General features: G+C 41.3%; 17 protein-coding genes. 4 read left to right on the top strand and 13 right to left on the bottom strand.

Annotation, left to right across the window (positions count from 1 at the left end):
- Positions 1 to 8: 8 nt before the first annotated feature.
- From ACKTS5_RS01055 to ACKTS5_RS01040, 4 genes are all read right to left on the bottom strand, one after another.
- Positions 9 to 1,211: a GNAT family N-acetyltransferase gene (locus tag ACKTS5_RS01055; RefSeq protein ID WP_408041971.1), complete on the bottom strand. Its 1,203-nt coding sequence runs from the start codon at positions 1,209 to 1,211 to the stop codon at positions 9 to 11.
- A 60-nt stretch (positions 1,212 to 1,271) separates the two neighbouring features.
- Positions 1,272 to 2,228, bottom strand: a complete 957-nt coding sequence (locus ACKTS5_RS01050) for a hypothetical protein (RefSeq protein ID WP_408041970.1) — start codon at positions 2,226 to 2,228, stop codon at positions 1,272 to 1,274.
- 142 nt (positions 2,229 to 2,370) lie between these two features.
- Positions 2,371 to 5,184: a leucine--tRNA ligase gene (gene leuS, locus ACKTS5_RS01045; protein WP_408041969.1), complete on the bottom strand. Its 2,814-nt coding sequence runs from the start codon at positions 5,182 to 5,184 to the stop codon at positions 2,371 to 2,373.
- A gap of 213 nt (positions 5,185 to 5,397) precedes the next feature.
- Positions 5,398 to 6,162, bottom strand: coding sequence for a hypothetical protein (locus ACKTS5_RS01040; protein WP_408041968.1), 765 nt, complete (start codon positions 6,160 to 6,162; stop codon positions 5,398 to 5,400).
- A 198-nt stretch (positions 6,163 to 6,360) separates the two neighbouring features.
- On the opposite strand from ACKTS5_RS01040, the gene ACKTS5_RS01035 reads away from it, so the two are divergent.
- From ACKTS5_RS01035 to ACKTS5_RS01020, 4 genes are all read left to right on the top strand, one after another.
- Positions 6,361 to 7,371, top strand: coding sequence for an SAM-dependent methyltransferase (locus tag ACKTS5_RS01035; protein ID WP_408041967.1), 1,011 nt, complete (start codon positions 6,361 to 6,363; stop codon positions 7,369 to 7,371).
- Positions 7,372 to 7,438: 67 nt separating this feature from the next.
- On the top strand, positions 7,439 to 8,071 hold the full coding sequence (locus ACKTS5_RS01030; RefSeq protein ID WP_408041966.1) for a Crp/Fnr family transcriptional regulator: 633 nt from the start codon (positions 7,439 to 7,441) through the stop codon (positions 8,069 to 8,071).
- A 91-nt stretch (positions 8,072 to 8,162) separates the two neighbouring features.
- Entirely contained in the window at positions 8,163 to 8,609 is a 447-nt protein-coding gene (locus ACKTS5_RS01025) for a YybH family protein (RefSeq protein ID WP_408041965.1), read from the top strand.
- A 22-nt stretch (positions 8,610 to 8,631) separates the two neighbouring features.
- A complete protein-coding gene (locus ACKTS5_RS01020) occupies positions 8,632 to 9,351 on the top strand; it encodes an alpha/beta fold hydrolase (protein ID WP_408041964.1) in 720 nt (239 codons plus the stop codon).
- 50 nt (positions 9,352 to 9,401) lie between these two features.
- Here ACKTS5_RS01020 and ACKTS5_RS01015 read toward each other — a convergent pair whose 3' ends face one another.
- From ACKTS5_RS01015 to tyrS, 9 genes are all read right to left on the bottom strand, one after another.
- Positions 9,402 to 9,944: a DUF2911 domain-containing protein gene (locus ACKTS5_RS01015; protein ID WP_408041963.1), complete on the bottom strand. Its 543-nt coding sequence runs from the start codon at positions 9,942 to 9,944 to the stop codon at positions 9,402 to 9,404.
- Positions 9,945 to 10,041: 97 nt separating this feature from the next.
- Entirely contained in the window at positions 10,042 to 11,307 is a 1,266-nt protein-coding gene (locus ACKTS5_RS01010; RefSeq protein WP_408041962.1) for a PepSY-associated TM helix domain-containing protein, read from the bottom strand.
- 11 nt (positions 11,308 to 11,318) lie between these two features.
- The gene (locus tag ACKTS5_RS01005) at positions 11,319 to 13,655 is read right to left on the bottom strand and encodes a TonB-dependent receptor (RefSeq protein WP_408041961.1); all 2,337 of its coding nucleotides are present in this window, start codon (positions 13,653 to 13,655) and stop codon (positions 11,319 to 11,321) included.
- 9 nt (positions 13,656 to 13,664) lie between these two features.
- A complete protein-coding gene (locus ACKTS5_RS01000; RefSeq protein WP_408041960.1) occupies positions 13,665 to 14,660 on the bottom strand; it encodes a transporter family protein in 996 nt (331 codons plus the stop codon).
- Positions 14,623 to 15,663 carry a cytochrome-c peroxidase gene (locus ACKTS5_RS00995; RefSeq protein ID WP_408041959.1) on the bottom strand — a complete coding sequence of 347 codons (1,041 nt, stop codon included), beginning with the start codon at positions 15,661 to 15,663 and terminating at the stop codon, positions 14,623 to 14,625. The genes ACKTS5_RS01000 and ACKTS5_RS00995 overlap by 38 nt, the downstream gene beginning before the upstream one ends.
- Before the next feature lie 60 nt (positions 15,664 to 15,723).
- Complete coding sequence (locus ACKTS5_RS00990; RefSeq protein ID WP_408041958.1) at positions 15,724 to 16,518, bottom strand: MbnP family protein; 795 nt, start codon at positions 16,516 to 16,518, stop codon at positions 15,724 to 15,726.
- 88 nt (positions 16,519 to 16,606) lie between these two features.
- Positions 16,607 to 17,653 (bottom strand): transporter family protein, encoded by a 1,047-nt coding sequence (locus tag ACKTS5_RS00985; RefSeq protein ID WP_408041957.1) that lies wholly within the window; start codon positions 17,651 to 17,653, stop codon positions 16,607 to 16,609.
- A gap of 89 nt (positions 17,654 to 17,742) precedes the next feature.
- Positions 17,743 to 18,108, bottom strand: coding sequence for a hypothetical protein (locus ACKTS5_RS00980; protein WP_408041956.1), 366 nt, complete (start codon positions 18,106 to 18,108; stop codon positions 17,743 to 17,745).
- A gap of 442 nt (positions 18,109 to 18,550) precedes the next feature.
- Complete coding sequence (tyrS, locus tag ACKTS5_RS00975; RefSeq protein ID WP_408041955.1) at positions 18,551 to 19,855, bottom strand: tyrosine--tRNA ligase; 1,305 nt, start codon at positions 19,853 to 19,855, stop codon at positions 18,551 to 18,553.
- Between the last annotated feature and the right edge of the window lie 6 nt (positions 19,856 to 19,861).

Genomic DNA, 19,861 nt, shown 5'->3' with positions numbered 1-19,861 from the left:
TCTTGTCGTTATTTCTTCGGAACAACGGCCTTAAACGGATGTTTTTGCACAAAGGCTGTCGGCTCAATTTTCCGGAGAAATAAGCTTAGTATTTTGTTAGGTATTGTTTTTTTGTGTCGTAAATAAATAGTCATATCTCGGGGTTCCGCTCCAACGGAACTCTTGATTTCACTGGCCGTTCTGCCCAAAACCAAATAACGAGCTTTGTGCGCGATGGCCATCGAAATATAATCGTAGAGCATGCGCTGATACACCGCATAGGTTCTGTTTACCTCATAATCGATACCTACGAAATGCGCATCAACAGAATCATCGGTTATCATCCCCGAAGCAAACCCTACCAATTGCGATTCCTGCCAATAGGCGTTTACAAAATAGCGATCCCCCAAATTGTTAAGCAAGTGCACATAGGCTCCCAAACTGAAGTCTCCTAAATTAAAACTGGCATTCGATGCCACACTTTTGTACAACTGGGTTAACTGCGGCTCCAATGCTTCCATACGCGCCGCTGTAAGCGCTTCTACACGCAGTGTTGCACTCTTTTCCAATGCTTTTTTGGCTTTTACTCGGAACTTTGTTCGCATGGCAGCTAGATAGTCATCAAAATCTTGCCAGTCGGGACGCAAGGTCATCACCATATTCGGATCTACCTGAAACGAATAAAAGCCCTCATCTTCCAAATCGTCTGTACTCGCCAAGGTTTCTTCTGCAAAGTCTTTTACCATAAAGGCATCCACTTCACTTTTTAAATTGGGCACCGTTTCAACGAAGTGTAACAGGCCGGCAACACTTTGGTTAATAACCTTTTTTTTATCCTGGTCTGGGCGGATGTAAATTCCGTGTTCTCCGCTTACAAAAGTATTACCACAGGTCAGGATTTTAAAAGGTTTTTCAGGTGATAAGAGCCCTGCCTTACGACCGATACACCGCAGCCAATGAAACAGGGATTCCATGGTTTCCTGCACGCTGTCCAAATAAAAATCTACCAATTGAATAATTGCCAACCCAATGGCTTTAGAGTGTTGGTCTAACAACACCATATACGAAAACTGAATATTCTCGTGATTGAGTTCTAAGGCGCTTAAGTAGCCCGGACTAAAATACAAGTGATTGCAGCAATCCAACTCGTTAAATACCTGCTTAGGAATGTCATCGACCTTCGCGTAATACGAAACTTGGGGTGCATTTTTATTGCAAAAAAATAAGTTCACAGAGAATTTTTATGGTTATCTGAGTGTAAATTACGAAAAAGTTACAAATATACCAGTCTCTTACTGTACTCCAGCATTCCAAACAGGAAGCTTTAAAGCCTGTGCTATTTTCACCATATCACTCAAAATAAACATTTTATCACCGTGATTGAGTAAGTTATGACGCTGTCCTTCACGCGTCACGAGATTCACTTCATAGCTGTAATAGCTACCCGATTTGTTTCCTTGAACAAATTTTTCGAGTACTTGCAGGGCGTATAATTCGCTAAAGTTAAGCTTTATACCATCTACGATAAGCAATCGCCTGTTGCGATGTATATGTGCTTTAGAACCGAACGTAACGATTAAAAAGCCTCCAACGAGCATAAAAACTCCTCCAGAAGTAAAAAACATCTTCCCGAGCTCCATAAAGCCTAACGAAGTAGTAGAAAATTCATAGTGCTCAACGATGCTCCAACCCAAGTAATTCAGACCTACTAAGAAAAAGGCCCAAGCCATAAACTTCATATAGGGACTGGAACTAATTTTAAATCCATATCGGGTTTCTTTCAAGTGTTCACTCATAAAATTACTCCCTGAATTCGCAACGGGCTCCCAAGAAATTCCCTGTCCGATGGCATCACTGGTAAAATCGCCGAAATCAAAACTAATTTGTCGATTTTTAGAAGACGACTTTTTGCGCTTTACCCAATAACTCGATCCAAACATACCTACAAACATCACTGCGAGTACCGCCAGCATACCTCCTGTCTTATACCCTGTATACCTACGTTTGTCCAATCCGCGTTTCCTAATTGGCAATCCAGTTTCCAAGCGCGAAATCGTATTACGCACACGCATCGAAGGGTTTTGGACTTGCTGTAGCGAATCTAACTCGCGTACTTGTGCATGGTAGGTTTGTTCGTCTTTTACATAGTTGTCATACATACCACGAAACTGTGGGAAGGCAACAAAAATCACCATTCCAATAGGAATAATTAAAAAAAACCAGGAATTCTTTAAGGATACTTTGTTCATAGATCAATTTAAAAGAACAATATTAAGAATTTTTTAGTTGTTATTAAATTAACCTGTGTTAATAAGCCTACGTATTAAGGCATAAAAAAACCGATCAAACAGCTGTTTAATCGGTTGTATACATTTTTAAAAATCGCGCTTCTTAGCCAACGATATTGATAATCTTTCCTGGAACAATAATTACTTTTTTCGGGGTACGCCCTTGTAATTGTTGTTGGGTTTTTTCGTGAGCCATCACCGTTTTCTCGATGTCTTCTTTACTCATATCCAACGGCAAGTTTAATTTAAAACGCATTTTACCATTGAAAGAAATTGGATATTCTTTTTCTGACTCTACCAAATGCTTTCCATCAAATACAGGGAATGCTTCAGTAGCAATAGAAGCATCGTGCCCGAGCTGACTCCACAATTCTTCAGCAATATGTGGCGCATACGGTGAAATCAATACTAACAAAGGCTCCAATACTTCACGGCTTGTACAAGCTTGCGCTGTCAATTCGTTCACCGCAATCATAAAAGTAGACACAGAGGTATTGAATGAGAAGTTTTCGATATCTTCCTGTACCTTTTTAATCGTTTTGTGTAACGTTTTTAAGTTGTCTTTGGTCGCAGCTGCCTCTGTTACCTTAACGCCATCTTCACCGATATACAACTTCCACAATTTTTTCAAGAACGAATACACTCCTGAAATTCCTGAAGTCTTCCAAGGCTTAAACTGCTCTAGAGGTCCTAAGAACATTTCGAACAAACGCAGACTATCCGCTCCGTACTCGGCACAAATATCATCTGGGTTTACAACGTTGTACCAGCGTTTCGACATTTTCTCTACTTCGCGACCTACGAGGTACTTTCCGTCTTCCAAAACAAACTCAGCATCGGCAAATTGAGGTTGCCATTGCTTTAATGCTTCTGTATCCAATTCATCAGAGGCATTGATCAACTTTACATCTACGCGAAGTTCTTCTGTTTCATACTGGTCTTTTAGACCTGCAGACACATAGGTATTCGATCCAGATACGCGGTATACAATCGCAGAAGTTCCCAAAATCATCCCTTGGTTAATCAACTTCTTTGCAAACTCATCTACAGGTAAAAATCCTCTGTCGAATAAGAACTTTTGCCAAAAACGCGCGTACAATAAGTGACCGGTAGCATGCTCTGACCCTCCGATATACAAATCTACTTCACGCCAGTAATCCGCAGCCTCCTTACTTACGAATTCCCCGTCATTGGTAGCATCCATATAACGGTTAAAATACCATGAGCTTCCCGCCCATCCTGGCATGGTATTCAGCTCGAGTGGGAAAACAGTTTCGTTGTCAACCAACGCGTTCGCCACCACTTTATTCGCTGTAGTATCCCAAGCCCAAACGTCAGCATTTCCTAACGGTGGTTTCCCATCTTCGGTAGGTAAATACTTCTCTACTTCCGGAAGTACGATTGGCAAATGCTCAGCGGCAATCATTTGTGGCATCCCTTCTTTGTAGTACACTGGGAAAGGTTCTCCCCAATAACGTTGACGGCTAAACACCGCATCGCGCAAACGGTAATTTATTTTTCCGTAACCGAAACCGCGTTGCTCCATTTCGTAAATTACGGTTTTCATCGCTTTCTTATAAGGCAATCCGTTTAAGAAATCTGAATTTGCGATGACTGTTTTTTCTTTATCTGCAAATGCCTCTTCACTGATATCTACTCCTTCAAAAATATTTGGAATTTCCAATCCGAAGTGCTTGGCAAAATCGTAATCGCGCTGATCACCACAAGGTACTGCCATAACAGCTCCTGTACCGTAGCTTGCCAACACGTAGTCACCAATCCAAATTTGAATTTTTTCTCCTGTAAATGGATGGATTGCATACCCTCCTGTAAACACTCCTGAAATGGTCTTTACATCTGCCAATCGATCGCGTTCAGAACGTTTTGCAGTAGCTTCTATATAGGCCTCCACAGCTTCTTTTTGTTCCTCAGTAGTGATTTTTGCCACTAACTCGTGCTCCGGAGCCAACGTCATAAAACTCACTCCGTAAATCGTATCAGGACGCGTTGTAAACACGTCGATATTGGCATCGTGGTCCGCAACTTTAAAGCTCACCATAGCTCCTTGTGATCGTCCAATCCAGTTGGTTTGACTGTCTTTTAACGGCTGTGGCCAATCAATTGTCGCCAATCCGTCTAACAAGCGCTGTGCATAAGCAGTAATACGCATCGACCACTGGGTCATTTTTTTACGTACTACCGGATGTCCTCCGCGTTCAGAAACACCATTGACAATTTCATCATTCGCTAAAACGGTTCCCAATTCAGGACACCAGTTTACCTCGGTATCCGACAAAAAGGTCAATCGGTATTGCAAGAGAATTTCACTTTGCTTCGCCGCGTCGAACTGCTTCCATTCTTCAGCAGTAAACAACGGAGTATCTTCATCACAAACAGCGTTCACCTCAGTAGTTCCTGAAGTTTCGAACAACGCAATCAACGTATCGATAGCCTCTGCTTTATCGGTAGCTTTGTTGTACCACGAATTAAACAACTGGGTAAAAATCCACTGTGTCCATTTGTAATACGACGGATTTGACGTACGCACTTCGCGTGACCAGTCAAAAGAGAATCCTATTTTATCTAACTGACTGCGGTAGGTAGCAATATTGGTTTCGGTAGTAATGGCAGGGTGCTGTCCTGTCTGGATAGCATACTGCTCCGCCGGTAAACCAAAGCTATCATACCCTTGTGGATGCAATACATTAAATCCTTGATGGCGTTTGTAACGCGCATAGATATCACTCGCAATATACCCTAATGGATGCCCAACGTGTAATCCTGCACCCGAAGGGTAAGGAAACATATCCAGCACGTAATACTTAGGTTTATCCGATTGATTACTCGCTTTAAAAGTTTGGTTACTCGCCCAATACTCTTGCCACTTTTTTTCTATTTCTTGGTGATTGTATTGCATTTTCGTGTTTTTACTGGTGTACTCGTTTTTGTGGCTAAACAAAAACGAACGACCGTTATTTTAAGGCTGCAAATTTACATTTATTGTTCTGAAACTAAAAGTTTCACCCGAGTTAAATTAACTCATTAAAAAAGAGCTCCTTTAAAAAGGAGCTCTCATAATTTATGTGTTCGTTTGGGATACGTTTACATTGAATAATTTACCGTCGGTAGGCTAAGGAATTGTGACCGCAAAGCGTGACCCGTAATCATCAACTACTCTACAAACCAGGCCATTTTTACCAGAAGTTGCAAACATCACTGTATACTTGCGCAATGAGTGAGGCTTGTAAAACTCCAAGATATACATGGCAGGAGTATACGAATAATCGGTTACTTCTTCCAGTCCGTCTCCAAAATCAAAGAATACCTTTGAATCGGTAATGTTCAAGAGCTCTTCTCCTTCACGAGGGAAGTCCATTTCTTTGTAAGTACCGATAAAAGTTTTCATAGGAACTGGGTTAAAGTGACTAGAACCCGTAACTGCAAATTCTTTTCCTTGTTCGTAGATAGAACCTGAAAAAGTTACTAAACGTCCTCGTTCGTAATTTCTAGTGAAATTTAAACGTACTAAGTTGCCAATGATTAAATCTTCACCATTGAAACTCGTAATGTCTTGGAAAGAGAATTCCCGCGACTTTTTTCCATCCATTGAATATGCCACGGTAACCACCGGTATGTGAACGCGGAAGGCTCTCCCTTTGACAACAATGTTTAAACGATAGCGAATAGTATTGATAGATAAAAAGGCATCCCCGTTTGGCCTGTTCATTTTGTAATACCCCGTGAGGGAAATGAGTGGGACGGTATCAATGTATTCTTCAAATAGCAAATTGTCGACACTGCGTTGCGACAAATTTTCCAACTGAGCAATCTTCTTTTCAAGCTCATTTTGTAAGATAGCTAATTTTTCATTCGGGGGAGTGAGTACATCTATCATGAGTAATAAGGTTTTTTGTTCCTTTTAAAAATAGCTAATTATTTTTATTCACAACAAGAAAAACACCCTAAAAGTCAATATTTTAACCACAAAACAACGAATTCTAACCATCGGTTAAATTTTTGTCTCTTTCCCATTTTTTTTTAGTATTTTTATGTGCTTGGGTCATTTTTTAGCTTAAACCCTGCAATTTTGCCTATGAAAACCACCAGTACTGCGCCAACTGCCCTAAAATTACACCTCAAAACTGCTGTTTCACAATTGTTAGCCATGGAACTCGACGCTCCTGAACTGCCAAAAGTAGTCCAACAAATTCACAGTATTTTTCAAGAGGCCTCACAAATCACTGGCTTTGATCAGAAACTAGAGTACCTCGCCGCTGTACCTACGACTAAAGGAAAAGCACTTGGGCTTAATCACGCTGCCCAATGTTTACTGGACTACCATCGTACCCACCTGTTTTTAAAAGGCATGTACCAGAGCATCATCCAACTCCTGGCAAAACAAAAGAGCCCAGTTCACGTGTGCTATGCTGGCTGTGGGCCCTACGCTCCTTTTATGAACCTCATCGCCGTGTTATTTACTCCAGAAGAAGTGCAGTTTACACTCTTAGAGATTAATGAGCACTCCCTAAAAGCGGCTCAAAACACTAGCATTGCTTTCGAACACCAGGCCTATGTACGAGCGTATTTTTGCGCGGATGCAACCTCGTTTAGCCTCCCAGAGGCCACGAGCTACCATTTGCTCTTTAGCGAAACTCTCGATGCCCTGCTCTACCGCGAGTGCTACGTTCCCATTTTAGCCAACTTACTGCGACAATTACCTGAAAATACTACCGTGATCCCTCACAACGTAACCTTGCAATTGTCGAAAGCTAAAACCTCATTACAAGAAGGGGGACTTGATGAACAACCCCTCAATGAGCTGTTCAACACGCGCGAATTGCTCAAAAAACACCAATATGAACTTCCAGCTGTTATTGCACTACAAACCATTCCGCTGCAAACACTTTCTCCTACTGAATACCCCTTTTTAATCGTAGACACCTGCGTACACGTTACTGAAAACTTGCAGCTCAAAAGAGGGAGCTCATCCCTTAGCTTAGCCTTAGAACTACAACTAGCTCCTGAAAACAAACAACAACGTTTGCAATTTCAGTATGTGTTAAGCCCTGAAATAGAATTGCAATGCCACTACCTACCCGAATAAAATTTATGAAAAGCACTCGCAATTAACGTGCAGACTTGCCTATTTTTGTGGCATCAAACAAATTTTTATGACTGTTTACGAAGAACTCTTCAAAGCCCTCAAACTTCACGAACCCGAACTACAAGAAGCCATAAAAACCCATAGTGAGCTGCAAACAATTCCTAAAAACAGCTATATCATTGAGCAAGGAAAATACATCAAATGGTTGGCCATCGTCCTCAAAGGAAAAGTTCGCGTTTGGCAAGAAAACGAAGATCGTCAGATATTGGTGTATTACGTACATCCAATTGATACTTGCGTGCTATCGCTCTCCGCAGCTTTTCAAAACAGTACCAGTATCGTTCATGCAAAAGCCGAAGAAGAAACCACCCTGCTTAAAATTCCCGTGCGACTCCTTTCCGATTGGAACTTTAGCTATAAGTCGTGGAATAATTTCACTACCGCCACTTTTATCGATAGCTACGACCACCTGTTAAACGCCTATAAAAATTTAGCCTTCCACAAAGTCGATCAGCGAATTTTAGACTATCTCAAAACCAGTAGTGAGGAAAATGCTTCGAAACACATTGCTATATCACACAGTCAACTAGCAAAAGAAATCGGCACAACTCGAGAGGTGGTATCTAAAGTTCTCAAGCAACTGGAAGCCTCGGGAAAGGTAAAATTAGACTTTAAAAAAATACAACTCCTCCACCACTAAGAACAAGAAAAATCGCTACCTGTACCTTTTGTTACAGGTTTACTCAAAGCCGCTGAGATACTTTTGTCACATCAATTAAAATCAACAAGAGATGTACAAAATTTATCGTTTTACTTTCGTCCTATTTTTTAGTCTACTGCTAACCAACTGCACAGACACTGAACAAACCGTCCGCAATGAGGTCCGTGAAGCTAGCAAAACTTGGATTCAACATTTTAACCAAGGAAATACCCGTGCCATTGCCGATGCCTATACCTCAGACGCCCTGATGGTAGCCCTTCCCTTTGGAGAATACAAGGGACGCACTGCCATTAGTGGTTTTTGGACTCCCTTTGTGCAATCCGGTGCTTCCGATTTGCAGTATTCCAACATCAATATTAAAGTTATCAACAATGACAAAGCCATCTTATCGGCCTCGTGGCGTATGAATGTTGGTGAAGGTATAATTACCAATGAAACTTGGATTCGCAAAGGCACAACATGGAAATTAATTGAAGATCACTTTGAAGTTACTAAGCAATATCAAAAAAATAATTAAGAACAGCATACAACCCTATACCATGAAAAATACCTACCTACTCGTGCATTCAGCCTGGCTAGGAGCCTGGCAATGGGAAGCCGTGGCTAAGCTACTCACCAACCAAGGACACACCGTACTTACTCCTGATTTACCAGGACATGGTGCCGACACCACTCCGGCAAGTGAGATTGGAATGGAGCATTATATCGACACCCTTGGACAAATCCTCCTCAAACAAGAACACCCAGTGATTCTCGTTGGTCATAGCTTTAACGGCATCACTATTAGTCAAATCGCAGAACTCTATCCTCGTCGCGTACAAAGCTTGGTGTACATCGCTGGATTTTTGTTGCCCAACGGAGCTTCCTTCCTAAAGGCAGTGCAAGGAGTTACCCATTCAAAAGCTGTTACTCACTTTTCACTCTCTGCCGACGGAACAGAAGCTTATGTTGCCGATAGTGAACTTCAAAATGCCTTTGCACACGACATCCCTGCTTCCGTTTTTAACGCAGCGAAAAAGTATATAGTACCTGAACCTGCAGCACCGCTTCAATACGAACTCCGCCTAAGTGATGAAAATTTTGGCAGTATTCCAAAATACTACATCGAGTGCACCGATGATCAGGCCTTGCCTATTGATATACAGCGCGCCATGTATCAAAACAAGGTTCGTAAAGTATATAGCCTGGCAACCAGTCATACCCCTAACTTTTCGGCACCTGAAGAACTCGCTACTATTTTATCAAAAATCGAAGCATAAAAAAAAGCAAGAGTCGTTTGACTCTTGCTTTTTTTTATTGTGATTACTTCTTAGCCTTTTATTGGCAACGAAACAATTGATTTACCCCATCCGAGGTACATGGTAAACTCTTCATCTTCTCCGTCAAAAACAATCGAAAAAGCCTCCAATGACTTTTTTGACTTGCGGACTTTTGCTTGTACGCGCACCACGTCTTCTTTCTGCTTGTAAAAATACGCTCCCCACACATTCAATGAGGTATTGAGTACGATGGTCCATTCTTTCTTTCCAGGAATGGTAAACATGCTATAGGTACCCGCTTTCACTTCTTTTCCACCAAAAATGACATCTTGATAAAAGGTTATTTCCGCGGCCTCATTAGCTCCAGTTCTCCAAACTTTTCCTTCAGGAGCAAGTTTTGATAACTTTCTGTTTTTTAATTGTGGCCTACTATAAATTACTTTTACTTTCTTGTTGGAATTTCGATAACTTTCCGGATAGGTGGCTGCATCCATAGGACTTTTATCTAAACCAGGAAACTTTTGGGCCGTCGCTTCTTTCGAAAAAACAAGGCTTACAACAGTGATGAACACTGCTAAAATTGAATTTTTCATGATAAAAATATTAGTTATTCTAAAGGTTTGGTCTTCAAAATTAAGCATCCTTACGTTGCTGAACACAACTTTAACACTTGAATGTTTACCCACACTATCACAAGGAACGTACCAAAGTTGTTTCTCCAGCTTTGGTCTTTCGCTTTCTTAAAACATCGACGATAAAGAGCAATACGATACTCGCACCGAACAACGGCAACAAACAACCGAGAACTAGCAGCAGCACTACAAAGCCAACTCCTACCTTAAATTTTTTAGGTTGTTTAGGAACTCCGAGTTTTTTAGTAGGCTTGCGTTTGAGATACGATACAATAGCTCCTACCGACATCAAGGTAAGAAATATCGCCACCCCTTGCATTAGCCACCAATTCCATGCGCCAAATTGACCTTGATGAAAAGCCATTACCCACATTCTACCTCGCATAAGCACTCCGACATCACTCCAGGCATACTCTTGAATTAAAGCCCCTGAATACTGATCAAAATGCAGCATTTTTTGCTCCGAAAGCGGAAAGGTTTTGTTGGACACACTGAAGGAACTTTTGGTCCCCTTAGGCAGGCCTACACTTACCGTCCCCGGTAATCCTTGTGCTTTGGCAATAGCGACCATGGCATCTAAGGTCAAGGGTTTGTCTTGTACTATCGAAGTCAATCCGCGACCATTCCATCCTTTTGGATAGCCGGTATCTGTCCATTTCTGTACTTTTTTAAACCCCGCTCCAAATACGTCTGTCCACGGCAGCCCTCCTGCCAAGGTCAGCAACAATAAACCACTCATCCAAAAGCCTATAACCGCATGAATATCGCGAAAGAAGATCCGTTTTCCCTGACGCCAACGAATGGTAAACACCCCTTGAGCACCGCGTTCAAAAGGCCACCAAATATAGAGTCCTGACAAAATTAACACAACCATCCAACAAGCTACCAACTCCACGAGTTTGGTTCCTACTTTACCTCCTAATAACTCTCCATGAAGCTTACGCACGGTGTACATCCATGAATCTTTAGGGCTAAAAGTCGCCAAAACCGCTCCCGTAACAGGATGTATATATACGGTTGTTTTATGACTAAACCTCCCCGCAGTAAACTGCGTACTTTCCGAGGATTTTTCAGGTATTTGAAATTGACTCAAAGGCTTTTTCAACACTCCTTTCGCACGGTTCCACTGCTCCTGATACGTCAATCGTTGGGCTTCATCGGTAAGCCCTAGCTCACGCCAAGGTTCTGTTTTGGTTTCCACAACTTTAGGATGGAACAAATACAGTCCTCCTGTGATTGCTAAAACCAATACAAAAGGCAAAGAAACCATGCCCGCTATGAAGTGCCACCTCCATAGCCAAGCATGTAGTTTTCTATTTTTCATCTCAAGATTGCTTAGAAATTATATCGGATTCCAACGTGAAAAGCTCTTGGGTTTCCAATACTGTAGGTATTTTGTTTACTCCAAGTACTGTAAGAAGCCCTTACTGCATATAGGGTATCGAACAAATTCAATGCTTCTCCCCACAACTCCACATTCTTGTAACGGTAAGAAGCCTTAAAATTAACTACCTGATGACCTTTGTAAGTAGCTGTTCCAGGTGTATTTGTACCAGTGAGTACCGCCTGTCCTTCAAAACTCGTATTGTAACTTCCTACCTGCTCGTGTTCAAGGGTTAACAACAAATCCTCTATCGGAGTATAAGCGATACTAGCCATCGCTAAGTACTTAGGAGCTGTGGGCATCGTCGTATTTGAAAAATCCTTATTATTATCCACAAAAGAACGGTATCTGTGCGTTGCATAACTTCCGCTATAACGCAGGCGTACTGAAGGCAACACTTTATAATCTACTCCAAACTCCACCCCTTTTGAACGCGTTTTCCCCGCATTTCTTTGAATGAAATTCCCTTTGTCATCTCGCATAGAAATAAGGCGATCAACACCGTCTAACTGATACACCGCCGCATCTAACTTTAATCCGTACGAACTCATCCAAAAAGCCCCGATTTCATAATTGTGAAAAGTAGCAGGCTGCAAGCTAAACGCGGTTCCCGTTTTGTTCTTCCCATTTCTAAACAAGGTTCCTACTTGTGGTGGTGTAAATCCTTTTGAGTAATTTGAATACACCCCTAAGCCCTTACCTACATCGACAGAAATTCCAAATTTTGGAGCAAAATTCGAGTAGCTCACGCTCGTGTCTTCTACTCCTGAATTCCCTTTGTCTAAATTTTCATAGTCATAGGTAAAACTATCATAACGCAGTGCTCCCGTCAGTTTCAATCCTGGTAAGGGAGTCATTTCTACCTGAGCATACCCAGCGTGATTGTAAATATCTGCTCTATACTTCATAATATAGTTTCCCGGCTGTAGGCTGTACCCGGTATTGGTTCCGGTAGTAGCATCAACGGATACGGCTATTTTCTCGGCCTGATATTCTTGTGGAGAATAGTCCGTTGTCGCACCGATAATTACGCGAGTGTTCGCAAAATCCCAGTCCATCTTATGCTGGATTAACCCTACATAACTCTTAAAAGAATTCGAGTTAATTTCTCCGCTTCCCGTTCCGTTTAACACACCGCTAGTTCTGTTTTGACGAATGCGATACGAAGGAATTTGGTTCATTTGATTATCTCTGTAAATAAAATGGAATGATGTTTTGTGATCATTATCCCAACGCTGCACTAACGACGACCTAAATCGGCCGGCGATGGCTTCGCGTTCAGTAAAGGTTTGATTGCTTTGGTAATCTCCGTCGGTGTAGTTCTTTTCAGAAATAGATCCTGACATATCCGAGCGGTAATTGATGTAATTTATACTGTTCGTCCAACGCAGGTTCTCGGTAAAATCAGTTACGACCTTAAAAGTCACCGCTGTTTTCTCGTAATTAGAATGCCCAACAGGTCCGTTAACACGTCGAACGTGATGTGCCCCTACGTATACTCCAACCGTATCTTGCAAGGTAGTCGATGCCTCTAAGTCTATTCGGCGAAGTCCCATACTATTTCCTTGCACTCCTACAAAGCCCGATAGTTCCTTACTTGGATTTTTGGTGATAAAATTAAAACTTCCTCCTATAGCTTCGCTTCCATAGATACTTGAGGCAGGCCCTTTCACCACTTCCAATCGTTGAAAAGCTGTACTATTCATTTCCAACAAAGCATTGTGATTAAACACCGCTACTGGGCGAATAGGAATACCGTCTTCTAAATACAAAAACAGTGATTTGGTAGAAATTGGCGATCGAGTAGCCATAAAATGCTGTTCATTACTCGCTGCCTTAGACGTGCTCATAAACACACCTGGTACCTGATTAACCAATTGTTCAATACCAAAGGCTTTGGTATTTTCGATATCTTGAGCCGTTAACACCCCAATAGCAGCGGGTACTTCCTTTCGTTGCTGACGTTCTCTACTCGCTGATACGATTACCTCATCTAGGTTTTCTGAACTAACTTGTAACACCACTTCGGTAAAAGGGGCCTTTAATTGTACGCGTTGCGTTCGATAACCGACACTCGATATTTGAACGATACCGGAGTTCAAACGAATACTAAATACTCCTGCCGCATCACTCATTGTTCCTTTCGAAGTATCTTCAAGAGCAACTACTGTGGCCCCCACCAACGGTTGTTGATCCTGTCCTAAAACGCGTGCTTTAAACACTGTTTGTGCGCTAGCCATTAACACATTACAAAGTAATGCAACCCACACTAATACTAAATTTCTCATTTTGATTTCTTATAAATTGTAATTGATATACACAGAAGTTCGGTGTTTTACCTCCACAAATCCCTGTGCTAAATTTTGTGCTATTGGATACATGGCTAACACCCCTAAGGTTAGCCTTTTTGCCGTATACTCCGCACCGATCGTAGTAAACAATGCCTGTCCTGAAGTATTCTTTACCGGAATACCGAACACCTTATTTTCCTGATAAAATTCACCAGAAACACTCAGTGATGGCACCAAGACATTTTTTGTATTGTCTTTAAAAACGTAAAAAAAAGTACTGTTGAAATTGAACTGATTTCCAAATCGATACTTATTCGCATTACTGCCTTTCGCATAATAGGTAACTACATTTGACAGCCCCCAAGAATTTCGTTTAAACAAATACTGCAGGTTTCCTATAAAATCAGTACTTCCCGTTCCTAACTGAAAACTAGGGTTTAAAGTATTGTCTATAGTTTCATTGTATTTTCCTGTAGGCAATTTAACGCCTGCTCCGACTTTTAAAAGGTGGTAACCACTGTCAATTTTATCGGTAGCACGGTCATAACCAGCCGTTCTCTTTTCCCACAAGGTATAATTCGCCAAAAGTGAAATATCACCTATTCCACGAATGTGTAATTCTTTGGTGGTGTATTGTCTGTTATGCTCGTGCCAAGGCACAAAAAGCTGCACTTCTAAAACATTACTAATCACCGGAATGCGCGACCAAAGCTGTAAGGTGTTAAAAGCCTCATCAACTGTTGGTGAATTGTCAAAAATCCCCGTCTTTGATTCGTACTTTTGATACAAATAGCGCAATCCAACGAACTGTGTATCTAAAATTGCGCCCATACCTAAGCTCCCCCCATTATTACTACAACCACAGGCATCACAGTCGTCTAAAAAGGATGTATAACTGGGTGGAAAAGGGTTTTTGGCCATGAGCGTACTGCTGATGGCTCCTATGACAAGAGCGAGTTGCCACTTACTCTGCAAACCTTTTATCTTTAATAAACTCTTCATCTGTTAGTGTTTTTAAAAATGCAATAACATCTTGTTTTTCTTGAGTAGTCATCGAAATCCCTACAGTACCATCAGGTCTTTTGAGTTGTGCATCTATGGTTGCCGAAGTGACCATTCCATCGGTATAAAAATTCAATACACTTTCCAATGAGCCAAAACGACCGTCGTGCATATACGGAGCTGTCAATGCCACATTGCGCAAACTGGGAACCTTAAATTTGTACCTGTCTTCAGGGACTAAGGTTACGGTCATTCTTCCTAAATCGTCAACGGCAGGATCCACTGGCAAACCGTTGTTTCGAAAGCTGTCATCGGTGAACAAATCCGTAGCATGACAAGAACTACACTTAGATTTAAACACTGTAAAACCTCTTGACTCTTCAGCTGTTAAAGTGACGTTTTCTTCTTTCCGAACGTACTTGTCGTACTTAGCATTCGCCGACACCATCATTAACATAAATTGCGACATTGCCTTAAAGGTATTGTCAGCATTTACACGGCCATCTTTAAAAGCTTCTGCAAACATTTTCTGGTAGGTTGCATCGGCAGCCAATTTCTTTAATACGTTCCCCACAGTTTCATCCATCTCCACTGGGTTTGTCAGCGGAATTATCGGGAACATATCTAAATGAAAGGCCGCGCCATCCCATGAAAATTGTTTTTGAAAAGCTAAATTTTGAATGGGCTGCGAATTTCGTTTCCCACTGCGGTTATCGACTCCGTGACTCAAAGGATGTCCGTGGTGCGTAAATGCAAACTTTTGCTGATGACAAAAGGCACAAGAAACAACACCATCCGAGGCGAGTTTCCCATCGTAAAACAACTTCTTCCCGAGATCAAATCCGGCTTTCGTAATCGGATTGGAAGCCAAATCATAATGAGGTTCCGGAAAATTACTAGGCTTTTCAAACACGGGGTCCACGGCCACATAAGGCGCTTCTTCCTGCTTTGCACAGCTCATAAAAACTGTGACTAAAACCATGGCTACTACACTTTTTTTCATATCGTATTGCATTAAAATGCCAGCCTTTCCTCACTCAGAAAAGCCAGCATCTAATTAGAACTAATGATGTCCCGCGTGATGTACGTGGTGCACCGTAAACATTTCTTTATTATTGTCTGCAATTTCAGAAGCTTTATCACCTCCCATAATAGTAGCGCCCTCAGCCAATTTAATCTTGTGAGTTCCGCCTAACATTTTTTCAGCATCTACCTTGATGTGAATTTGAGGCGATGAATTAGCGCTTACCACAGCTTGATCCATGTTTAGAGTTACCTCTTTGTACAAATCAACACTAGTACCTCTACTAGCAATGTGCAACATATACGGCTTTTTAGTAGCCTGTGAGCTCGCTTGGTAATCTCCTTCCAACACTACAAACTTGTACCCTGCCTGCCAACTCCAGGTTAAGCTATACTGCTCTGCCAAAGTCCAAAAATCTTGCTGCACTGCCTGTCCTTGTTTAAATCGCTCTTGATCAACACCGATACCAAATTTTATTTTCACGTATTTTCCGGCAGGAACACCTTCTAAATCGACCGCTACTTTTTTTGTTTTCCCAGCTCCTCCTTCACTGATAATAAAATAGCTCTTATCCTTGTTAAACACGAATTCTTTACCCTGTTCATCGATTAAAACAAAATTACTCACGATATAGTCAAATGCATTGACCGTTAAGAATTCACCGTTTGAATTTTGGTAACGGCTACTTCCCAACAACAGTTTGTCATTTTTAAAACCGTTGTCAAAGGCGATACTTACTTTGTTTGTCCCTTTTAACTGTTCTGCCGGAAGTTCGTCATCACTACAGGCTATAAAGCTCATTACGGCGAGCACACCGAGTATAAATTTTTTCATGTTTTCGTTATTTTTTGAGCGTAGCATTCCCCGCAACCCTAAATCTAAGGCTGTCAATAAAGCTGCTACGCAGTTGTAATTAAGTTTTTTACAAAGAGTACTGCAGTCCTATTACAAAACTTTCTTTTTGTTTAAGTTGTACTCCTGTTACAAATTGATACACCGGATACACATATTCAGCTCCCAATCTCAGATTCTTTAAATTGCCTTTAAAAGCATACAAATTAAAACCCAATGCAGTGTTTACTAATTTTCGCCCTGAATTTGCAACATCAGCCGTGGTAACCATCATTGGATTCAAGTTTGCATTTCGACCGATGATACCCGTAGTTACCTGCCCTTCTACACGAGCAGACACACTTAACCAAGGTGTCGTTTTCACAGCAAACCAAGAATTCAATTGATAGGCATTTCCCATTCGATACCCGTAGGTATTTGTTCCAAATCGATAGGTCCCTTTTAGTTGAGTTCCCCAAGAATAATGGGTAGCCTGCCCCAAATAGGTCAATCCTAAATCCGCATCGTAGGTTCCACTTCCCAATTGCATCGGATAGGGTAACTGTAGTTGCTTACCGCCCGACATTGGGGTTGCTGCTTTGGCCTCCAAACTTCCTGTCGGAATGGATAGATTTACCAAGGCGTGTAACGATTGCTTATTACGGTTCAGAAGCTTGTATAGGAATCCTAATTTAACGTCGCTTAATCCTGATGATGCCGTTGAAAAGGTTCGCGTCATCCCTGTAGGCATGCGCATTTGCAAATCCATATCGTTTTGCAAATAATTAAACATCGCCATCAGTGTGATTTTATCCGTTGGAGCGTACATCACTCCTAACATATGCATGTTCATCGGCATTTTTAATGGCGTTACCATATAACCTGCCTGATGCCCCTGCAAATTGCTAATTGCGGCATCTCCGCGGTACAGCCCTTCCATGTTCATAAACATAAAGCGGTACGACACCATGAACTCCCCTTTGTGGTGATAATGGTCACCCATTACTGAAATAGGAGCATGTCCGTCCGGACGAGCTGATGTCCAAGATTCTGTGTGTTGTTTACTGTGGTCTTGCGCATTGATTTGTTGGCACAGGAGCACAAGCAATCCTGCGAATATAGTTCTTGCGAATTTCATTTTAATCGTATTAATTTTAAACAGCATAGCCGAAGAAGCCCTCATATTTTATGACGGTTCTGGTTTGAGAGTACTAAGTATGTATAAAATTAAACTGCGGGTGGGTGAAATACCTCCTGAAGATATTGATAGGTGTATTGATCTTGATACGTATCGTCAATTGTTACAGTACGCGGTGAAACCAACAAAGATTCTATGCTCATAATAGAAACGAAACCGATAGGATACTCTTCCATCGATACGCGCAACGCTTGGTAATCGTCTTCTTGTTGTTTCTCCAGTTTTTTCATAAGCTGACATTTACCATTACAGCTCATTTCTGGCTTATCTTTATTGATACACAACACCTTGGCTATATAATCGTAATTAATAGCGTACTCCACAAAAGGAGTAATCGGTCGCAACATGGCGATCAGGTATAACGCTACTAAAAAGTATACAGTTGTTGGCTTCAACAATTCTAAGTTTTATAAAGGACTACAAAGATACCACCTCCCGATTTTATGGGCAACAAAATAAGTTTTAAATTTAATTTTAATTTGTTCTAAATAAAAAACTTATATTTGCAGCGGAATTTGAAGAGATGATATGTTAGTTTTTTATACTGAAACCCAAAAAGTTACTCAAGTTGTCCCTATGCAAGCAAAGGCAAGCGCCTGTTCAACTGCATGTAGTAGCAACTGTATAAAACCGAAAAACAAGTGCTGTAATAAGTACTTAAAGAAAGGGATAAACTGCAAACGTTGCCCCTTAACTTTTGACCTAAAAGCCGTGTCGTAATTCTTTGCGAAACGGACAACCTCATAGAGAAGTTCGACTGAACTCCGAACCGATAAAACTAAAAAAGGCATCACAGAAGTGATGCCTTTTTTATGTGTATTCAATGCTATCCGCGCATTATTCCACGGTTAGCAAATAGTAATTCTTCTTACCTTTCTGTAACAACACGTATTTTCCGGCAATTAAATCACCTTCTGAAATTGTAAAACTCTCGTTTACTTTTTCTTTGTTAACAGAAATTGAGTTTTCCTTTAAAGCTCTTCTAGCTTCACCATTTGACTTTAAAAAGTTGGTTTTGGCAGCCAGTGCTCCAATCATATCCAACCCTTCAGCAACGTCTTCTTTGGCTACTGTTGCTTGCGGTACTCCTGCAAATACGTCTAAAAATGTCTGTTCGTCTAAACCTTTTAAATCGTCAGCTGTCGACTTTCCAAACAGGATATTTGATGCTGCAATTGCTTGTGCTAGCTCTTCTTTCGAGTGTACAAAAGTAGTAACCTCTTCTGCCAAACGCTTTTGCAAAGCACGTTGATGCGGAGCTTCTTTGTGCTCTGCTATCAAGGCATCAATAGTTTCTTTATCTAGGAACGTGAAAATTTTAATGTATTTCTCCGCATCTTCATCACTGGTATTCATCCAAAACTGGTAAAACTTGTACACAGAAGTCTTGTCGGCATCTAACCAAACATTACCTCCCTCAGATTTTCCAAATTTTGAACCGTCTGCCTTTGTAATTAACGGACAGGTAGCAGCATAGGCTTTTACCTCTTCTCCTACATTCATTCTGCGCACGAGTTCTGTACCGGTAGTAATATTACCCCATTGGTCTGAACCTCCCATTTGCAACAAGCAATTGTGTGTTTTATGCAAATGATAAAAATCGTAGCCCTGGATTAACTGATACGTAAACTCGGTAAAACTCATACCTCCACCAGACTCACCAGAAATGCGCTTTTTTACAGAATCTTTGGCCATCATATAATTTACCGTGATTCGTTTACCTACATCACGTGCAAAATCAATAAATGAAAAATCTTTCATCCAATCGTAGTTATTTACCAAAATTGGAGAGTTCTCTGCACCGTTGTCGAAATTTAAGAAACGCCCTAAGGTACGTTTAATCCCGGCAACATTTTTTGCAAGTGCCTCTTCATTTAACAAATTACGCTCATCCGATTTTCCAGATGGGTCCCCAATCATTCCTGTGGCACCTCCTACAAGAGCAATCGGCTTGTGGCCTGCTTTTTCTATATGCACCAATAAAATAATTGGTACCAAACTACCAATGTGTAATGAATCCGACGTCGGGTCAAAGCCAATATACGCTGCGGTCATTTCTTTTTGCAATTGGTCTTCTGTTCCTGGCATAATATCGTGAATCATACCACGCCAACGTAGTTCTTCTACTAGATTCTTGGTCATATCATT

This window comes from Tenacibaculum litopenaei (genome assembly GCF_964514025.1).
Lineage (GTDB): Bacteria > Bacteroidota > Bacteroidia > Flavobacteriales > Flavobacteriaceae > Polaribacter > Polaribacter litopenaei.
The sequence above is the reverse complement of the archived record's forward strand: the minus strand, read 5'-3'. Positions and strand labels throughout refer to the sequence as shown.

Excerpts from the sequence above, each read along its gene's own strand:
- ACKTS5_RS01000 (WP_408041960.1), bottom strand. The coding sequence starts at position 14,660 with ATGAAGAGTTTATTAAAGATAAAAGGTTTGCAGAGTAAGTGGCAACTC.
- ACKTS5_RS01035 (WP_408041967.1), top strand. The coding sequence starts at position 6,361 with ATGAAAACCACCAGTACTGCGCCAACTGCCCTAAAATTACACCTCAAA.
- tyrS (WP_408041955.1), bottom strand. The coding sequence starts at position 19,855 with ATGACCAAGAATCTAGTAGAAGAACTACGTTGGCGTGGTATGATTCAC.
- ACKTS5_RS00990 (WP_408041958.1), bottom strand. The coding sequence starts at position 16,518 with ATGAAAAAATTTATACTCGGTGTGCTCGCCGTAATGAGCTTTATAGCC.
- ACKTS5_RS01005 (WP_408041961.1), bottom strand. The coding sequence starts at position 13,655 with ATGAGAAATTTAGTATTAGTGTGGGTTGCATTACTTTGTAATGTGTTA.
- ACKTS5_RS01010 (WP_408041962.1), bottom strand. The coding sequence starts at position 11,307 with ATGAAAAATAGAAAACTACATGCTTGGCTATGGAGGTGGCACTTCATA.
- ACKTS5_RS01015 (WP_408041963.1), bottom strand. The coding sequence starts at position 9,944 with ATGAAAAATTCAATTTTAGCAGTGTTCATCACTGTTGTAAGCCTTGTT.
- ACKTS5_RS01040 (WP_408041968.1), bottom strand. The coding sequence starts at position 6,162 with ATGATAGATGTACTCACTCCCCCGAATGAAAAATTAGCTATCTTACAA.
- ACKTS5_RS01020 (WP_408041964.1), top strand. The coding sequence starts at position 8,632 with ATGAAAAATACCTACCTACTCGTGCATTCAGCCTGGCTAGGAGCCTGG.
- ACKTS5_RS00995 (WP_408041959.1), bottom strand. The coding sequence starts at position 15,663 with ATGAAAAAAAGTGTAGTAGCCATGGTTTTAGTCACAGTTTTTATGAGC.
- ACKTS5_RS01030 (WP_408041966.1), top strand. The coding sequence starts at position 7,439 with ATGACTGTTTACGAAGAACTCTTCAAAGCCCTCAAACTTCACGAACCC.
- leuS (WP_408041969.1), bottom strand. The coding sequence starts at position 5,184 with ATGCAATACAATCACCAAGAAATAGAAAAAAAGTGGCAAGAGTATTGG.
- ACKTS5_RS00985 (WP_408041957.1), bottom strand. The coding sequence starts at position 17,653 with ATGAAATTCGCAAGAACTATATTCGCAGGATTGCTTGTGCTCCTGTGC.
- ACKTS5_RS01025 (WP_408041965.1), top strand. The coding sequence starts at position 8,163 with ATGTACAAAATTTATCGTTTTACTTTCGTCCTATTTTTTAGTCTACTG.
- ACKTS5_RS01050 (WP_408041970.1), bottom strand. The coding sequence starts at position 2,228 with ATGAACAAAGTATCCTTAAAGAATTCCTGGTTTTTTTTAATTATTCCT.